The following is a 16,612-nucleotide window of genomic DNA, read 5'->3' as shown; positions in this document are numbered from 1 at the left end:
AACGCCGCGTATTTCCACCCCGTTCCACCGCATTTCCACACCAGCGAGCGCGCCATGGACACGTTCGCGCACCGGGAGAAGACCTTGAGTTCGCTTGTAGAGATCATGCGCGGCCTGGAGCAGACCAGTTTGCCGCTGTACCAGCAATTGCAGCGGGCGCTGCGCGAAGCGATCGACAAGCGGATCTTCGGCCCGGACGAGGCACTGCCCGCCGAGCGCCAGCTGGCGGCGGACCTGTCGATCTCCCGCATCACGGTGCGCAAGGCCATCGACGGCCTCGTCGACGAAGGCCTGCTGGTGCGCCGGCCCGGCTCGGGCAATTTCATCAATACCCGCATCGAAAAGAACTTCGCGAAACTAACCTCGTTCTCCGAGGACATCCGCGCGCGCGGCCGCACGCCGAAAAGCGTCTGGCTGAAGCGGTCGGAAGGCACGGTGACGCCGGAAGAAGCGCTGCGGCTGCGGCTGTCGCCGGGCGCACCCGTCTACCGCTTCAACCGCATCCGCTTTGCCGACGACATCCCGATGTGCATCGAATACGCGACGATCGTCGCCGGCGCGCTGCCGTCGCTGGAGGCGGTGGACGTGTCGATGTATGAAGCGCTGGAAAAGACAGGCCACCGCCCGGTGCGCGCCCTGCAGCGGCTGTCGGCGCTGCTGCTGAACGCCGAGCAGGCGCAGCTGCTGCAAACAAAGGAAGGCGACGCCGGCCTGGCCGTCGAACGCCTGGGCTTCGTGCGCGACGGCCGCGCAGTGGAATTCTGCCGCTCGATCTTCCGCGGCGATATGTACGACTTTGTGGCGGAGCTCAGCACGCCTTAAGAAAGCGGGCCGTTGGCTCGAGCAGCAACCCCAACCGCAACCCCTGGGGTCAGACCCGTCGGGTCTGACCCCGGCTTCCGCCGTTGGGTTCAATAGTCCTGGCGACGCGCTTACTTCGCCTTCGATTCATCCCCCGCCACGACTACCGCCAACTTGGCCGGATCGACGTACTTGCGGAACGCTGCGTTGACCTGCTCCACCGTCAGCGCCTTCAGCCTGTCCTCGTGCTGCTTGCTCCACATGAAGTCGCGGTCCAGGTACAGGAAGTTCGTCCACGCGCTGGCGACGACGCCGTCCTTCGAGCGGTTCTGCAGGCGCTGTTGCAGCAGGCCGGATTTGGCGCCCGCCACTTCGGCCGGTGTGAAGCCTTCCTTCACCGCGCGTGCCAGCTCGTCGCGGATTGCCGCTTCCAGTTTTTTGAGGTTCTGCGGCGCGGCAATCGCGCTGATCGTGAAGTGCGACGCGCGGTCGATGTCCGAGGCGTACACGCCCGAGCCGCCGCCGTACGACAGGCCGTCCTTCTGGCGGATGCGGTCCATCAGCCGGGACTTCAGGCCGCCGTCTCCGAAGATGTAGTTGGCCAGCTCCAGCGCCGGGTAGTCCGGGTCATCGCTCTTCAGGTCCAGGTTCACGCGCGCGCTGTAGAAGCCGTTCTCCTTGTCGGGCGTGTCGATCGCCTTGCGCATCGCCTTGCGTTCGCCGTTCGCATCGAGGATGCGGGCGTACGATGCCTTGCTGTCCCAGTTACCCAGCGTGGCCGCCACCGTCTTCGCGGCCGCTTCCTTGTCGAAGTCGCCGACGATCGACAGCTCGCCATGCGACGCGCCGTAGAACTCGCGGTGGTAAGCCTTCACGTCGTCCAGCTTCATCGCCTTCAGTTCGGCCAGCTGCTCGTCGAGCGTCATCTCGGCGCGCGGGTCGCCCTTCGGCCAGTTGTCGAAATACTGGTCGAGCGCCTGCCCCGCCAGCACCTGCGGCTCGTTGCGGCTCGACTCGATGCCGACGATCCATTGCTGGCGCAGCTGCTCGAATTCGGCCTCGGGGAAGCTCGGCTCCTTCAGCACGTGGGCCATCAGCTTCAGTGCCTCGTCGAGGTGCTCGCGCGTCGTGTCGAAGTGGTAGACGCTGTTGCCGCTCATCTTCAGCTTCGACATCGCGTCCGCCAGCTGCGCGCGCGTGTACTTGCTGGTGCCGCGCGTGAGCATCTCGTTCGTCACGGCCGACACCATCGCCTTGCCGAACTGGTTCTTCTCGTCGCCCCAGTGCAGGCGCAGGTCCACGGACACCGTCTCGCCGCGGTTCTTCTTCGGCAGCAGCGCCGCCTTCAGGCCGCCGATCGTGCGGACCTCCGTGCGCGCCATGATGTTTTCCTGGCTCGGGTCGAAGTTCTCGGACGTCAGCGCGCTTTCCTTCGCCTTGTACTCCTTCAGCACCTCGGCCGCCGTCGGCGCCGGGCCGATCGTCGCACGCTGCGGCGCATCTTCCGGCAGGAACAGGCCCACCGTGCGGTTGTCGCGCTTGAAGTAGCGGGCGGCCGCGTCGGCGACCTGCTTGGCGGTGATCGTCGGCAGGTTGTCGCGGCCCTGGAACAGCAGGCGCCAGTCGCCCAGCGCGATCTGCTCGGACAACGCCACGCCCACCTGCTGCGGATCGTTCAGCGCCTTCTCGATGCCGTTGCTGAAGTTGCGGCGGGTGCGCTCCATCTCTTCTTCCGTCGGCGGCGTCTTCGCGAAGCTTTCGACCGCCTCGACCAGCGCATCGCGCACCGGCTCGACCGGCTGGCCTGCCTTGACGACGGCACCGAACATCTGCAGGCTTGGCGCGTAGCCGTTCTGGCCGAAGCTGAACACCTGCGCCGCCTTGCCCGTCTCGACGAGCAGCTTGTGCAGGCGGCCGTTCGGCGTGTCGCCTTCGATCTGGCTCATGAACTGGAGCGGGTCCGCATCCGGGTGCAGGCCGGCAGGCACCTTGTACGCGACCAGCACGATCTGCACGTCGCCCTTGCGGCGCACGGTGAACTGGCGGTCGCCATCCTGCGTCGGCTCGACGGTCCAGAACGGCGGCAGCTTGCGCTTCGGCTTCGGGATCACGCCGAACGACTTGGTGATCCACGACAGCGTCTTGCTTGGTTCGAACTTGCCGGCGACGAGCAGCACCGCGTTGTCCGGCTGGTAGTAGGTGCGGTAGAACGCCTGCAGATTCTCGATCTTGACGTTCTCGATGTCGCTGCGGTTGCCGATCGTCGAGCGGCCGTAGCTGTGCCAGTCGTAGGCGACGCTCTCCATCCGCTTCATCAGCACGCCGAACGGGCTGTTCTCGCCGGACTCGTACTCGTTGCGCACGACGGTCATCTCGGAGTCCAGGTCCTTCCGCGCGATGAACGACTTCGTCATGCGGTCCGCTTCCATCTCCAGCGCCCACTTCAGGTTCGCATCGCTGGCGGCGAACACCTCGAAGTAGTTGGTGCGGTCCTGCGACGTGGTGCCGTTGAAGTCCATGCCCCGCTCGGCGAACTGCTGCGGGATGTTGCGGTTCTTCGGCGCGCCCTTGAACATCAGGTGCTCGAGCAGGTGCGCCATGCCCGTCTCGCCGTAGTTCTCATGGCGCGAACCGACCAGGTACGTGACGTTCACGGTGACGGTGGGCTTGGAAGCATCCGGGAACAGCAGCACCTTCAGGCCGTTGGGCAGGCGGTACTCGGTGATGCCTTCGACGGAAGGCCCTTTGACGACGCCGGGCGGCAGCGCCTGGCCATGGACGACGGGGGGAACGAAGCTGAGGGCAAAACAGGACAGCAGGGCTGTCTTCAGAACGGCATGGCGGAGGGTCATGTGGTCTCGCTACTCGCGTTGGCAAAACCCTATCCTACGCCGCCAACGGCCCTTCGTGAAGAGAGGAGACGACTGCTTCGCGCCGAAGAGCGGCGGCTACTTCTTCTCGCCGGGCAGCGGCACGAGGCAGGCATCGACGACCTGCAGCTTGTTGTCGAGCGCGAACTGCTTGACGAAGTGATAGGCCATCGGCTCGATGTCCTTCAGCGTCTCGTTGACGACGACGGCCTTGACGCCGTTGATCATCTCCGGCCGCACCAGCGGCGAGTACTGCAGGTGGGCATTGCGGCCGCCCGTGCCCGCGGGCCGGAAGCACGACATCACACCGCACAGGCGATCGGCCCAGTCGCTGGGACGAAATTGCTTGCCGTCGGTGGTAAGCCCAAGAATGAAGAACTCGCTGGCCATAGGCTGGAAACTGGATGTGGAGGAACCGCTAGGTATTATATCTTATAGAAGACCTGAACGCCCGAGTACCCGACCGGCGCGAGAAGGAATTGGCCGCGGCGCCCGTTGCACGCCACCGGTCGACTCCCGCCACGCAAGCCGCAGCCGGCATTGTAAGCCCGTTCACGGCACGGCGTTTTTCCGCAGGCCAGGCACAAGACGCAAGACGGGCCGCTCGCGGCGGCCCGTCTGATCAGCCCAACGCCATCGCGCCGGACATCAACAGCAGCAACAGCATCCACAGCAGCAGCGCACGCCACACGAGGCCCACGGTGCTCTGCAGTGCGCGCACGCTCGGCTCGTCGCCGGGCAGCGTCTCCACTTCGACGTCGCTGATGTCCACGGTGGCCGCATCGGACGGCACCACCTTCGCCGCGTTTTCCTGCGGCGTGCCGAGGCGCACGCCCATCGCACCGCCGCCGGCGGCGAGGATGATGCCGATCGCCTCGTCCTTCCAGCGGTAGGCGAAGTTGCGCCAGGCGTAGATCGCGTCCTCGAAATTGCCGACGACGGCAAATGCCACGGCCGTCAGCCGCGCCGGGATCCAGTCGATCCAGTAGAACGCCCGCGCGGCGAACTGGCCGAACGCTTCGTTCTTCATGTGCTCAGGCTCGTTCCACGCGCGCGCCAGGTATTCGGACACGCGGTACATCACGGCCGCCGCGGGCCCCAGCGGCAGCAGGAACCAGAAGAACACGCCGAACACGTTGCGGTGCGTGGTGATCAGCGCCTTCTCGACGGCGATGCGGGCGATCTCGTTCACTTCCATGCCCACCGTGTCCTGCTTCGTCCATTCGGCCAGCAGCGCCCGCGCGGCCGCCTCGTCGCCCGCGTTCAGCGCCAGCTGGATCGACGTGAAGTAATGGCTGTAGTGGCGAAAGCCCAGCGTGAGGTAGACGATCAGCACGTTCCACGCGAACGCGGCCAGGATCAGGTTATAGCGCAGCAGCACCCAGTAGACCAGCGCCGTGGGCACCATCAGCGCCGCCATCATCAGGAACCAGCCCATTTTCCCGTGGCTGGCCTGGCCGGCGTTGAACCAGGTCTCCATGCGCACGGCGAACAGCTTGATGTTGGCGTAGATCGGGTTATCCGCGCGCAGCGGCTTCATCTGCTCGAGCAGCAGCGCGCAGAGAATCGAAAGAAAAGTCATCTAAATCCTTTGACAAGCAATGGCGCTACGATAGCTTAAGCGCGCAAGAAATGAAACAGATTGCGCAGCATCCCGGCCGTGGCGCCCCAGATGAAATAGCCCTCGTACGGCATCGCGTAGAACGAGCGCCGCCCGCTCGGCAGCGCGGCGGACAGGCGCTGGTGGTTGGCCCCGTCCATCAGGAAGGCGAGCGGCACTTCGAAGATGTCGGCCACCTCGAACGGGTCCGCCTTCAGCTCGAACGGCGGGTGCACCAGGCCCACGACCGGCGTCACGCTGTAGCCGGTGCCCGTGTAGTACAGCGGCAGCGCGCCCAGCACCTCGATGTGGCGGCGGTGCAGGCCGATCTCCTCCTCCGTCTCGCGCAGCGCCGTGTCGGCGGTGTCGGCGTCGAAATGTTCGGCGCGCCCGCCCGGGAAGGCCACCTGGCCAGCATGGTCGTTCAGGTGCGCGGTGCGCTGCGTCAGCAGCACCGTCAAGCCCTGCTCGCGCCGCACCAGCGGCACCAGCACGGAGGCCGGCGTGGGCTCGGCCTTGCGCTGCAGCGATTCGTCCGCGGTCTCGGGCAACCAATCCGGCGGTTGCGCGAAGCGTGCGCGCAGCCAGTCGGCGGCAAGGCGCTCGCGCGGCACGGCAGGTTCGCCGGCGATCGCGTCGATGGGCAGCGAGGTGGGGTCGAACAGGGGCTTGGCCAAGATGGGTCTCCGGGGTGGCGATACCTGCACGTATGGTCAGGCGGGACAAAAAAAAGAGGCGCCACGAAGGCGCCCCTTTTCAAGTGAATAACCGAGCGGCAAACCGCGCAGATTACTCGCCTTGCGCCGCGGTTGCGCGACGGTTCGGCAGTTTTTCCTTGATACGTGCGGACTTGCCCGAACGCTCGCGCAGGTAGTACAGCTTGGCGCGACGGACGTCACCACGACGCTTCACTTCGATCGAAGCGATCAGCGGGGAATACAGCTGGAAGGTACGCTCGACGCCTTCGCCGGACGAGATCTTGCGAACGATGAAGTTCGAGTTCAGGCCACGGTTACGGCGGGCGATCACGACGCCTTCGTAAGCCTGGGCGCGCTTGCGCGTGCCTTCGACCACGTTCACGTTCACGACCACGGTGTCGCCAGGTGCGAACTCAGGGATGTTCTTGCCCAGGCGCGCGATTTCTTCCTGCTCGAGTTGCTGAATCAGATCCATTTTATGACTCCTATGACCATCGTGCCGGCGCTCGGAAAAGTATTCGCCCGGTAGAGGATGGGGTTAAACATGCGGACCGTTACCGGCCCGCGCTTTTACTGCTTACTGCACAGGTTTTGCTAAACCTGCCAAAAACTTTTCGTCCTGCTTCGTCAGCAGGCCAGCGGTACGGGCCTCCGCGAGCAGGTCGGGGCGCTTGTTCGCGGTCGCTTCCAGCATCCGCTCGCGGCGCCACTTCGCAATCTCCGCATGGTTCCCGCCCAACAGCACGGGGGGCACCGCGACACCTTCGTACACTTCCGGCCGCGTATAGTGCGGCGCATCGAGCAGGCCGTTGACGAAACTGTCCTCGACCGCCGACGCATCCGTGTTCAGCACACCGGGCAGCTGCCGCACCACGGCATCCATCAGCGCCATCGCCGGCAGCTCGCCGCCGGACAGCACGAAGTCGCCGAGGCTGATTTCCTCGTCGACGCAGCGGTCCAGCAGGCGCTGGTCCACGGCTTCGTAGCGGCCGCACAGGATCACGAGACCCGGCTCGCTTTTCAGCTGCATGACCTTCTCGTGCGTCAGCTGCCGGCCTTGCGGCGACATGTACACGACGCGCGGCGCCGGCAACCCGGCCACGACCTGGCGCTGTTTCGCGCACGCGATCGCCGCCTCGAGCGGCCTGGCCAGCATCACCATGCCCGGCCCGCCGCCATACGGCCGGTCGTCCACGGTGCGGTGGTTGTCGGTCGTGAAATCGCGTGGATTCCACATCGACAGGCCCCACCTGCCCTGCTCGTGCGCCCGCCGCGTGATGCCGGACTGCGTGAGCGCGGCAAACATCTCGGGGAACAGCGTAATGACGTCGAACTGCATGGAACCCTCAGTAATCGAGGCCCCAGTCCACGACGATCTTCCGCGCGTCCTTGTCCACCTTGATCACGTACTGGTCGACGAACGGGATCAGGCGCTCATCAAGCTCCGGCGTGGACGGATCGTTCACGCGCAGGATCGATTGCGGCCCGTTGCTCATCATGTCGTGCACCACGCCCAGGCGTTCGCCTTGCAGGTTCTCGACTTCCAGCCCGATCAGGTCGGCCCAGTAAAACTCGTCTTCATCGTCCAGTTGCGGGAACTGGCTGCGCGGGATGAATACCGCGGCGCCTTTCAGCGCTTCCGCCATATCGCGGTCGGTGACACCTTCCAGGCTTGCGGTCACGTCGCCGGAATGCATGCGGGCCCGCTTGACGGCGACGTCACGCAGGCCCGGCTTGTCCAGCCACCAGGTGGCCGCATGCAGCAAGGCGTCGGCATCGGCCGAGAAGGGGCGGACACGCACACCTCCCACCACGCCATAGGCACCGGCAATGAAGCCTACCTGTACCAGATCACCGGGGACGGGCAGTGCCTCGTCGGCCCCGGATTCACGCTTGCCGCTCAAGAGAAAACTTAGGCAGCTTTGTTCGAGTTGACCAGACGCTCGACAGCCGGGGACAGCTGTGCGCCAACGCCTTGCCAGTAAGCCAGACGGTCTTGCGCAACGCGGAAGCCGACTTCCTGGCCGGATGCCATCGGGTTGTAGAAGCCAATGCGCTCGACGAAGCGGCCGTCACGACGATTGCGGGAATCGGTTGCAACGATGTTGTAGAAAGGGCGCTTCTTGGCGCCACCACGAGCTAAACGAATAACGACCATAATATTTCCAAAAAGTGTGCTGAGTCGGAAAAAGCCGCCGATTATAGCGTGCCTTCCCTGCTGCCAGCAAGAATTAATGATAACGGTGAGAGTTGGGGCAATCCATGATTATCGCTTGTTTACGGCCACCCGGCAATCGCAAATTGCGCGGCAATACGCGACAAGCGGGCGATTATCCACGATACTGTGAGCTCTACGGCAACTTTGCAATCCTCCATGGCGCAACCGTCGCATAAAAACAAAACGCTGACCGCGCTGCTGGCCTTCGCGCTTGGCGGGCTCGGCATCCACCGCTTCTACCTGAAGGGCCTGTCCGACCGCTGGGGCTGGCTGCACGCCGCGTCATTGCCCGCCTGCGGCATCGCGATGTCGCTCGCGCCGCACGCCGACTGGTATTTCTGGTACCTGCCGCTGACCGTGTCGATGCTGGCCGGCTTCATCGAGGCGCTGGTGCTGGGCTTGACCCCGGACGAGCGCTGGGATGCGGCCTACAATGCCCACTCGGGCCGGCACACGGCATCGCGCTGGCCGCTGGCCGTGATCGTTGTCGCCACGCTGATGGTCGGTGCGGGCGTGCTGATCGCCACGCTGGCCCGCCTGTCGGACCTGCTGTACACGGGCGGCGCCTACGGTTGAATGCGCTGCTCCTACTGCCGCGCTCGTGTCCATTTCCAGGGTTGACCCCAAGGTGGACACGGGCTCGGCAGTAAACAGCGGGCGGGCCGCCGAAAACGCGCCGCCCGCCCGCCGGTTGACAACAAATTGCTCTTTTACAAGAGATTACAATTTGCTCATCCGCAGCATTCCCGGCCGCGCCTATACTGCGGCCATCGACTTTATCGGAGCACATCATGAAACCACGCACCACCCTGATCGCCCTTGCCCTGACCTCGATGATGGCGGGCGCCCACGCCGACCCGCACCACCGCCGCAACGTGTGCGACGACTGCGGCAGGGTCACCGGCGTGCGCATCACGGAGCAGGACGGCAAGGGCGGCGCCACCGGCGTGATCGTCGGCGGCCTGGCCGGCGGCCTGCTGGGTAACCAGGTCGGCAGCGGCACGGGCCGCCAGCTAGCCACCGTGGCCGGTGCCGTCGGCGGCGCCTACGCGGGCAAGCACATCGAAGGCAAGATGAACAAGGTGAAGACGTGGACCGTCACCGTGCGTTACGAGAACGGCCGCACGGGCACGTTCCACTTCCGCGACGACCCACATATGCGCAAGGGCGACCGCGTGCACCGCGAAGGCCCGAGCATCGTGCGCGGCTGATCGTCAGGCCGCCAGCAGTACCGGCGCACGCTGTGCGTGTGCCGTGCCTTCCCCTTCGCCGGGCAGCTTGAACACGCCGACCACGGCGGCCAGTTCCCCGGCCTGGCTTTGCAGCGAAGCCGCCGCCGCGGCGGCTTCCTCCACCAGCGCGGCATTCTGCTGCGTCACGCCATCCATCTCGATGACGGCCTGGTTGACCTGATGGATGCCCGCCTCCTGCTCGCCGGTCGCGCCGCTGATCTCGCCGATGATGCGCGTCACGCGCTGCACGCTGTCCACCACTTCCCGCATCGTGGCGCCGGCCTTGCCGACGAGTGTGGCGCCCTGCTCCACCTGGCCCACCGAATCCGTGATCAATGCCTTCACCTCGCGCGCCGCGCTGGCCGAGCGCTGCGCCAGGTTGCGCACCTCGGCCGCGACGACGGCGAAGCCGCGCCCTTGTTCACCGGCCCGCGCCGCCTCGACCGCCGCGTTCAGCGCCAGGATATTGGTCTGGAACGCGATGCCGTCGATGACGGCGATGATGTCGACGATCTTCTTGGCCGACGCATCGATCGCTTCCATCGTCCGCACCACTTCGCCGACGGCGGCACCGCCGCGCGCCGCGACATCGCATGCCGCGACGGCCATCTCGTTGGCCTGCCGGGCGCTGTCGGCATTGTGGGTGACGGCCGCCGCCAGCTCTTCCATCGACGACGCCGTCTCTTCCAGGGAACCCGCCTGCTGCTCGGTGCGCGACGACAGATCCAGGTTGCCGCTGGCGATCTCGCTGGATGCGGTGGCGATCGTGTCGGTGCCCTGCCGTACCCGCGTGACGATGCCCGCCAGACTGTCGCTCATCGTGCCGAGCGCCGCCAGCAGCTGACCCGTCTCGTCGGTGCTGCGCACATCGATGCGGGAGCGCAGGTCGCCCGCCGCCACCGTCTGCGCGATGCCGACGGCCTGCGCCAGCGGCCGCGTGATCGAGCGCGCCGTGAACCAGGCGATCGCGAAGCTGGCCGCGAAGGCGGCCAGCGCCAGCCCGATCACGAGCGCCACCGCCGACTCGTAGGACTGCTCGGCCTTCAGCCGCTTGTCCTCATTGAGCTTTTCCTCCATTGCCACGAGGCCGGTCAGTGCGTCCGCCCATTTGCGTTGCACGTGCCGCACCTCGCCCACCAGGGCAGCGGTGGCACCGGCAGTATCGTTGGCCAGGCCGAGCCGGATCGCCTTCTCCATCAGCGGTGCGATTTCCTGCGCGGCGGCGTGCGCCTCGTCGAACAGCGCGCGCTCCTCGGCGGATGCGCCGTAGCGCTTGAACAGCTCGGCCAACCGGCCAGCCGCCTCCGCGTAGCGGCTGGCATCGCCCTCGATCCGCTTCACTTCCGCGGCCATGGCTTCCGGCTCGGTCAGCAGGCCACGTTGCGCAGCGCGATCATGCGGTCGTCCACCATCGTGCGCATCGTGCTGGCCTCGCGGATCTCCGCGTTGTTGACGCCAGTGATCTCGCGCAGCCGCGACTGCAGGCCGCCCATGCTGCCGATGCCGAGCGCAGCGACCGCCACGAGCAACGCCAATACCGCGCCGAACCCTGCCAACATGCGCGTGCCGATTTTCCAATTTCCGAGCTTCATATCCATCCCCGTTGATTTGACCAGGCCATTCGACGGAAATCACTGGCAGCCAGCAATTTGACGAATTTGAGCCCCTCGGAATGGATACTGCCGTTTGAATTTCTCCAGGTCAACGATTATTGATCAAATTCATCAAATTGATGAGTCAAACCAACAGTTTTCGTGCAGATAACGTAGCTTTTAATCAAATTTGGGATGGCGGGATGGAACGCGGCCCCACTGCCGCCTGCCACGGCGCGCTACGACGCGCGCCGGGCCAGCAGCAGCCCGAGGCCCGCGCCGGACAGCAGCCCCGCGCACGTACGGTTGAAGATCCGCTTGCCGCGCGGCGCGGCGAACCAGCGCCGCAGCTTCGTGCCGATCGCCGCATACACGGCCCCGGCAACCATCTCGAACACGAGGAACAGCACGCCCAGCAACGCGAACTGCGGCGCCATCGGCCGCCCCGGATCGACGAATTGCGGCAGGAAGGCCGTGAAGATCAGGATCGCCTTCGGATTGCCGGCGGCGACGAAGAACTCCTACCGCGCCAGGCGCCAGAAGCCGCCCGCCGATGCCGTGCCCTCCTCCTCGGGCGCGGGCGCGGCGTGCCACAACTGCCACGCAAGCCAGAACAGGTAGCACGCGCCGGCGATCTTGATCGCGTAGAACAGCGTCTCCGACGCGTGCAGCACAACGGCCAGGCCGCTGGCGGCCAGCGCGATCATGCCGGCAAACGCCAGCAGGCGACCCAGCGCCGCGCTGCACGACGCGCGAAAACCGTAGCGCGTGGCATTGCTGACCGAGAGCAGGTTATTGGGCCCTGGCGCGAGATTGAGCGCGAAGCAGGCCGGGACGAACAGCAGCAGTGTCGAGAGTTCCATCGCATTCTCCTGGCGGTGATCGCGCCATTCTATCAACGAAAAAAAGCCCCGCCGGCTTGCGCAGGCGGGGCCAAGGCAATGAAGGAGCCCGGCACAGGAGTACCCAGGCTTACTTCAGGAACGCTCCCTTCACCGCATTCATCAGCGGATTCGTGCGGCCGTCGGCGCTGCCGTAGTTGATCGTCCAGATGATCGCGCCGCCGGCCCCCGTGGCGCGCACCCAGCTGCCCTTCGCGGCGATGCTGTTCTCGTCCTCGTAGGTCAGCATGCCGGAGATCTCGCGGTTGTACTGGGCCGTGCCCTGGTAGCCGCCCGGGTAGACGCGGTAGCCCATCTTCGCCGTGTCGTCCCAGTGATAGGTGCCGTGACTGAGGAAGCCGCCGTTGACGAGGTTCGCCCAGCTCCATGCCGTATCGCTCGACGACAGTGCCGTCACCGGCTGGTCCAGCCCCGTGACGGGCGGCGCATAGCTCATGCCGTAGAAGCCGATGCCGATGCCCAGCTTCCTGCGGTCGATGCCGGCGTTCTGGTAAGCCTGCAGGCTCGACGCCAGGTCCATCGGATGGCTTGCCGTATGGCCTTCGATGGGGCTGAAGGTCGTCGTGCTCCAGCCGTCCGCCGCGAAGCCCAGCGCATAGCTCATCAGGTTGAACTGGTCGACGAGCGACGCGATCGTCACCTTCCACGCCGGCACCGTCTCGTAGTTCATGTTCATCGCGTAGTTCGGGAACGTGATCAGGAACGAGCCGTCCTGCCAGCGCGTGCGCAGTTTTGCTCCGGCACGCAGGTCGGCGATCAGCGCCGTCAGCCGGAAGTGTGCCTGCTCCGTATCGAGCACGTCTTCCCAATCGACGTCGATGCCGTCGTAGTCGTGCGCCTCCAGGTAATCGAGCACGTTCTTCACGAACGCCGGGCGCACGCTGGGCGCCGTCGAACGCAGGAAGCCCTGGCCGTCGCCCATCCCGCCGATCATCAACAGCGCCTTCCTGCCGGCCACGTGGGCCTTCTCGACGAGGTAGTCCTCGACGCTCTTCGGGCTCACCGTGCCGAGCGTGCCGGCATCGTGCGCCGTGCCGCCGCCTTTGACGACGTCGCCCGGCTGTCCGCCCAGCGTGCCGCCGCCCGGCGCGACGCGGCCGAACACATAGTGCGTCAGCGCGCTCATGTCGACGTACTGCGGCGCGTAGTCCGGCCAGAACCAGCCGGCATAGTAGGCAGTGACCCACGGCAGCGCGCCGTTCGCGGCGGGCACGGGTTCCAGCGGCGGCAACGTGTCCGGCGGCGGCGGGAAGTCGGCGCGCACGGATGCCGCCGTGGATGCGCTGACGCCGGCCGCATCGGTCACCGTCAGCGTCACCAGGTAGTCGCCCGGCTGCGCATACGTGTGGCCAACGGTCGCCCCGGCGGCGCTGGCGCCGTCGCCGAAGTTCCATGCGTAGCCGGTTACCGGTTGGTCGTTGACGTCGCGCGACGCGCTGCCGTCGAAGTCGATGCGCAGCACGCTGGCGGACGGCATCGCCGACGTCATGCGGGCGAACGGTTGCACGCTGTCCGCTCCCAGCAGGAAGGACTGCTTCACCGCGTTCAGCAACGGGTTGTTCAAGCCGTCAGGGCTGCCGTAGTTGATGGTCCACAGCACGGTGCCGCCCAGCCCCTTGCCGCGCACCCACTTGCCCTTGGCGGCGATGCTGGCCGGGTCTTCGTAGCTGAGGAAGCCGGAGGTGCCCCAGTTGTACTGCGCATGGCCCGTGAAGCCGCCCGGATAGGAGCGGTAGCCCATCTGCGCGACGTCGTCCCACACGTACGTGCCGGCCGCCAGGAAGCCGCCGTTGACGAGGTTCGCGTAGCTCCACGTGGCGTCGTTCGATTCCTGCAGCGTGACGACCTGGTTCGGGCCCGTTGCCGGCGGCGTGTAGCTGAGGCCATAGAAGCCGATGCCGATGCCGATCTTCGCGGGCAGGATGCCGGCATCGACGTAGGCCTGCACGGTGCTCGAGATGTCGCTCGGGTGCGTGCCGGACTGTCCGCCGATGGGCGCGAAGTGCCACGTCGTCCAGCCGCCGTGGCCGAACGCCATCTCGTAGGTCATGATGTTGAACTGGTCCACCAGCTGGGCAACCTGCACCTTCCACGGCGGGACCACGTCGTAGTTCATGTTCAGGATGCTGGTCGGCCACGTGACGAGCAGCGGCCGGTCGCGGTAGCGCGCATGGAACGCGGCCGCCGCCTTCAGCTCCGTGATCAGCGCAATCAGCTGCTGCTGGTCGGCGGCCGTCTCGAGCCGGTCCTCCCAGTCGACGTCGACGCCGTCGTAGTCGTGCGCTGCCAGGTAGTTCAGCAGGTTCGCGATGAAGGTCTGGCGCATCGCGGCCGTCGTCGACGCGGCGAAGCCGGCACCATCGTCGTTCCCGCCCAACATCAGGAGCGCCTTGATGCCGGCCCCGTGGGCGCGCTGCACCAGGTAGTCCTCGACGCTCTTCGTGCTGACGTTCGCGGGCAGGTGGCCCGGCTCGTGGGCCGTGCCCGCGCCGCGCATGATCTCGCCGGGTTTGCCGCCCAACGTGCCGCCGCCCGGTGCGACGCGGCCGAACACGACGTGCGTCATCGCGCTCATGTCGATGTGCTGCGGCTGGTAGTCGTTCCAGAACCAGCCGGCGTAGTAACCCGTCACCCACGGCGTGTTGGCGATCGTGGCGCCGGTGACGTCGACGGGCAGCGCGAGGCTGGCCGTCTTGCCCAGGTTGTCCGTGACGGTCAGCGTGGCCGTGTAGTGGCCGGCCTGCGCATACGTGTGGGAGGCGTAGACGCCGGTGCCGCTGGTGCCGTCGCCGAAGTTCCATACGTAGCGGGCGATGCTGCCGTCGCTGTCGGTGGACGCGGCGGCGTCGAACTCGATCGCCAGCTTGCCCGACACGGGCCGCGTGGATGCCGCCGCGACGGGCGCCAGGTTGCCGACTACGGTGACGGGCACGTTCAGCTTCGCGATGCCGCCGCGGTCATCGGTAACGGTCAGCGTGGCCGCATACGTGCCGGCGGCCTTGTAAGCGTGGGCGAGCTTCGCGCCCTTCGCTTGCGTGCCGTCGCCGAAGGCCCACAGGTACGTGACGATGCGCCCGTCCGGGTCGCGCGATGCACTGGCGTCGAAGTTCGCCGTCAACGTGGCGGGAACGGCGCTGGCCGTGCCGGCCGCTTCGGGCAGCATGTTCGGTTTCGGCTGCACGGTGACGGCGAACGTCTTGCTGGCACTCGCGCCCTGGTCGTCCTGCACCGTCAGCGTGGCCTGGTAGCTGCCGGCCTTGGCATACATGTGCGCCGCGTCCGGGCCGCTGCCCGTCTGGCCGTCGCCGAACTTCCAGGTCCACGCGATCACGTGGCCGTCGGGGTCCGTGGAGTCGCCGCCACCGAACACGATGATGGGCTCCCCGGGGAACTGCTCCCAGCGCGGTACGGGCACGGGCGCCGCGTTCGTGGCGGCTGCGGCGCTGCCGGCGAGGCATCCGGCCAGCGCGGCCAGTGTCACCAGCAACGAGGTCTTCCTGACAGGCTGTTTCATGACTGATCTCGAGCATTTGGCGGCCGCGCCGGGCCGCGTGAGCGGGACGCCCCTTGCTGCGGGGCAACGTCAGAAAGCGTACAGGAAGCCCTGCCGTGGTTGAAGCGGCATGACAAAACACCTCAACTCGTTCGACAGTTTGATGACAGATCCGTTGCACGCGCGTCGCACGGCCGCGCGGCTACAACAGCTGGGCGCCGCTGCCCTGCTCCGACAGCTCGTCGAGCGGATTACGCAGCCGGCACGCCTCGATCGACAGGCAGCCGCAGCCGATGCAATCGTCCAGCTGGTCACGCAACTTCGTCAGCTGGGCGATACGCTCGTCGAGGTCCGCCCGCCAGGCGGTGGACAGGCGCGTCCAGTCCGCGACCGTCGGCGCATGGCCTTCCGGCAGCTCGGCAAGCGCGGCGCTGATCGTCGTCAGCGAAATGCCGATCCGCTGCGCGGCCTTGATGACGGCAACCCGGCGCAGCACGTCGCGCCCATAGCGGCGCTGCCCGCCGGCGCTGCGCACGCTGCGAATCAGGCCACGGCTCTCGTAAAAATGCAGCGCGGAGACGGCCACGCCGCTGCGCCGCGCGACCTCGCCGACGGAGAGCGGCTTGCCGACGTCTTCGGGATTTACCTTTCCCATCATTTTCTCCTTGACCTTAACTTAGCTTGAGGTTTTACACTCGTCGGCAATCTTGGTCAAATGGAGAAGACGGATGAACACGGTCGAGCAGAACAAGGAAGTGGTCCGCACGCTGTACGAGGATTGCATCAACGCGGGAAGGCTGGACATGCTGGAGCGGCTGATCGCGCCGGACTTCACGGGCCCGAAAGGCGAGCGCGGCCCGCACGAATACCGCGCCACGATCGACGCGGTACGCACCGGTTTTCCCGGCGTGCGTTTCCATCTGGAGGATTTGTTTGGCGAAGGCGACCGCGTCGCGGCCCGCTGGACGTTTCACGCATTGCACGGCGGCCCGTTCGTCGGCCTGCCACCGAGCGGCGCCCGGGTAACGCAGACCGGCAACGTGATCTTCCAGCTGCGCGACGGCCAGATCATCCGCACGTGGCTGCAGGCGGACCGGCTGGGCGTGCTGCAGCAGATCGGCGCAGTCCCCCGCGCGTTCGCCAGCCCGAGCAAGCCGTTGTAACTACGGCTGAGCCCGTGTCCACTTCTTCACTTCTGGGGTCTGA

At 66.3% G+C, this 16,612-nt stretch carries 16 protein-coding genes and 1 pseudogene; 4 read left to right on the top strand and 13 right to left on the bottom strand.

Annotated elements, in window-relative coordinates:
* Window positions 1-105: 105 nt before the first annotated feature.
* Entirely contained in the window at window positions 106-822 is a 717-nt protein-coding gene (locus IP92_RS03020; protein WP_371860881.1) for a GntR family transcriptional regulator, read from the top strand.
* Window positions 823-932: 110 nt separating this feature from the next.
* On the opposite strand, the gene IP92_RS03015 is transcribed toward IP92_RS03020, so the two are convergent.
* From IP92_RS03015 to rpsP, 8 genes are all read right to left on the bottom strand, one after another.
* The gene (locus tag IP92_RS03015; protein ID WP_145873012.1) at window positions 933-3,653 is read right to left on the bottom strand and encodes a M16 family metallopeptidase; all 2,721 of its coding nucleotides are present in this window, start codon (window positions 3,651-3,653) and stop codon (window positions 933-935) included.
* Window positions 3,654-3,749: 96 nt separating this feature from the next.
* Window positions 3,750-4,061 (bottom strand): DUF3579 domain-containing protein, encoded by a 312-nt coding sequence (locus IP92_RS03010; protein ID WP_145873011.1) that lies wholly within the window; start codon window positions 4,059-4,061, stop codon window positions 3,750-3,752.
* A gap of 232 nt (window positions 4,062-4,293) precedes the next feature.
* Window positions 4,294-5,253, bottom strand: coding sequence for a CobD/CbiB family protein (locus tag IP92_RS03005; RefSeq protein WP_145873010.1), 960 nt, complete (start codon window positions 5,251-5,253; stop codon window positions 4,294-4,296).
* A 35-nt stretch (window positions 5,254-5,288) separates the two neighbouring features.
* Complete coding sequence (locus tag IP92_RS03000) at window positions 5,289-5,948, bottom strand: CoA pyrophosphatase (protein ID WP_145873009.1); 660 nt, start codon at window positions 5,946-5,948, stop codon at window positions 5,289-5,291.
* Between the two features lie 112 nt (window positions 5,949-6,060).
* Entirely contained in the window at window positions 6,061-6,444 is a 384-nt protein-coding gene (gene rplS / locus IP92_RS02995; protein ID WP_145873008.1) for a 50S ribosomal protein L19, read from the bottom strand.
* Between the two features lie 102 nt (window positions 6,445-6,546).
* The gene (trmD, locus tag IP92_RS02990; RefSeq protein ID WP_145873007.1) at window positions 6,547-7,308 is read right to left on the bottom strand and encodes a tRNA (guanosine(37)-N1)-methyltransferase TrmD; all 762 of its coding nucleotides are present in this window, start codon (window positions 7,306-7,308) and stop codon (window positions 6,547-6,549) included.
* Between the two features lie 7 nt (window positions 7,309-7,315).
* Complete coding sequence (rimM, locus tag IP92_RS02985; RefSeq protein ID WP_199272008.1) at window positions 7,316-7,837, bottom strand: ribosome maturation factor RimM; 522 nt, start codon at window positions 7,835-7,837, stop codon at window positions 7,316-7,318.
* 44 nt (window positions 7,838-7,881) lie between these two features.
* Window positions 7,882-8,127 (bottom strand): 30S ribosomal protein S16, encoded by a 246-nt coding sequence (rpsP, locus tag IP92_RS02980; RefSeq protein ID WP_145873005.1) that lies wholly within the window; start codon window positions 8,125-8,127, stop codon window positions 7,882-7,884.
* Window positions 8,128-8,343: 216 nt separating this feature from the next.
* Between rpsP and IP92_RS02975 the strand changes: the two genes are divergently transcribed.
* Window positions 8,344-8,763, top strand: a complete 420-nt coding sequence (locus IP92_RS02975) for a TM2 domain-containing protein (RefSeq protein ID WP_145873004.1) — start codon at window positions 8,344-8,346, stop codon at window positions 8,761-8,763.
* A 215-nt stretch (window positions 8,764-8,978) separates the two neighbouring features.
* A complete protein-coding gene (locus tag IP92_RS02970) occupies window positions 8,979-9,398 on the top strand; it encodes a glycine zipper 2TM domain-containing protein (protein ID WP_145873003.1) in 420 nt (139 codons plus the stop codon).
* 3 nt (window positions 9,399-9,401) lie between these two features.
* On the opposite strand, the gene IP92_RS02965 is transcribed toward IP92_RS02970, so the two are convergent.
* From IP92_RS02965 to soxR, 5 genes and pseudogenes are all read right to left on the bottom strand, one after another.
* A complete protein-coding gene (locus tag IP92_RS02965) occupies window positions 9,402-10,772 on the bottom strand; it encodes a methyl-accepting chemotaxis protein (RefSeq protein ID WP_145873002.1) in 1,371 nt (456 codons plus the stop codon).
* 14 nt (window positions 10,773-10,786) lie between these two features.
* Window positions 10,787-11,011, bottom strand: coding sequence for an MCP four helix bundle domain-containing protein (locus IP92_RS02960; protein ID WP_145873001.1), 225 nt, complete (start codon window positions 11,009-11,011; stop codon window positions 10,787-10,789).
* Window positions 11,012-11,250: 239 nt separating this feature from the next.
* Window positions 11,251-11,874, bottom strand: a pseudogene (locus tag IP92_RS02955) (LysE family translocator).
* 109 nt (window positions 11,875-11,983) lie between these two features.
* Window positions 11,984-15,427, bottom strand: a complete 3,444-nt coding sequence (locus IP92_RS02950) for a PKD domain-containing protein (protein WP_145873000.1) — start codon at window positions 15,425-15,427, stop codon at window positions 11,984-11,986.
* Between the two features lie 181 nt (window positions 15,428-15,608).
* Complete coding sequence (soxR, locus tag IP92_RS02945) at window positions 15,609-16,061, bottom strand: redox-sensitive transcriptional activator SoxR (RefSeq protein WP_145873303.1); 453 nt, start codon at window positions 16,059-16,061, stop codon at window positions 15,609-15,611.
* A 73-nt stretch (window positions 16,062-16,134) separates the two neighbouring features.
* Between soxR and IP92_RS02940 the strand changes: the two genes are divergently transcribed.
* A complete protein-coding gene (locus IP92_RS02940; RefSeq protein WP_145872999.1) occupies window positions 16,135-16,569 on the top strand; it encodes an ester cyclase in 435 nt (144 codons plus the stop codon).
* The last annotated feature ends 43 nt before the right edge of the window (window positions 16,570-16,612 follow it).

This window comes from Pseudoduganella flava, assembly GCF_007830495.1.
Lineage (GTDB): Bacteria > Pseudomonadota > Gammaproteobacteria > Burkholderiales > Burkholderiaceae_D > Rugamonas > Rugamonas flava.
This window is presented reverse-complemented; position numbering and strand designations above follow the sequence as displayed.

What these genes read in the sequence shown, in the direction of transcription:
- IP92_RS02975 (WP_145873004.1), top strand. Translation starts at nt 8,344, where the DNA reads ATGGCGCAACCGTCGCATAAAAACAAAACGCTGACCGCGCTGCTGGCC.
- trmD (WP_145873007.1), bottom strand. Translation starts at nt 7,308, where the DNA reads ATGCAGTTCGACGTCATTACGCTGTTCCCCGAGATGTTTGCCGCGCTC.
- IP92_RS02950 (WP_145873000.1), bottom strand. Translation starts at nt 15,427, where the DNA reads ATGAAACAGCCTGTCAGGAAGACCTCGTTGCTGGTGACACTGGCCGCG.
- IP92_RS03005 (WP_145873010.1), bottom strand. Translation starts at nt 5,253, where the DNA reads ATGACTTTTCTTTCGATTCTCTGCGCGCTGCTGCTCGAGCAGATGAAG.
- rpsP (WP_145873005.1), bottom strand. Translation starts at nt 8,127, where the DNA reads ATGGTCGTTATTCGTTTAGCTCGTGGTGGCGCCAAGAAGCGCCCTTTC.
- IP92_RS03010 (WP_145873011.1), bottom strand. Translation starts at nt 4,061, where the DNA reads ATGGCCAGCGAGTTCTTCATTCTTGGGCTTACCACCGACGGCAAGCAA.
- IP92_RS02940 (WP_145872999.1), top strand. Translation starts at nt 16,135, where the DNA reads ATGAACACGGTCGAGCAGAACAAGGAAGTGGTCCGCACGCTGTACGAG.
- IP92_RS02965 (WP_145873002.1), bottom strand. Translation starts at nt 10,772, where the DNA reads ATGGCCGCGGAAGTGAAGCGGATCGAGGGCGATGCCAGCCGCTACGCG.
- rplS (WP_145873008.1), bottom strand. Translation starts at nt 6,444, where the DNA reads ATGGATCTGATTCAGCAACTCGAGCAGGAAGAAATCGCGCGCCTGGGC.
- IP92_RS02960 (WP_145873001.1), bottom strand. Translation starts at nt 11,011, where the DNA reads ATGAAGCTCGGAAATTGGAAAATCGGCACGCGCATGTTGGCAGGGTTC.
- IP92_RS03020 (WP_371860881.1), top strand. Translation starts at nt 106, where the DNA reads ATGCGCGGCCTGGAGCAGACCAGTTTGCCGCTGTACCAGCAATTGCAG.
- IP92_RS02970 (WP_145873003.1), top strand. Translation starts at nt 8,979, where the DNA reads ATGAAACCACGCACCACCCTGATCGCCCTTGCCCTGACCTCGATGATG.
- soxR (WP_145873303.1), bottom strand. Translation starts at nt 16,061, where the DNA reads ATGGGAAAGGTAAATCCCGAAGACGTCGGCAAGCCGCTCTCCGTCGGC.
- IP92_RS03015 (WP_145873012.1), bottom strand. Translation starts at nt 3,653, where the DNA reads ATGACCCTCCGCCATGCCGTTCTGAAGACAGCCCTGCTGTCCTGTTTT.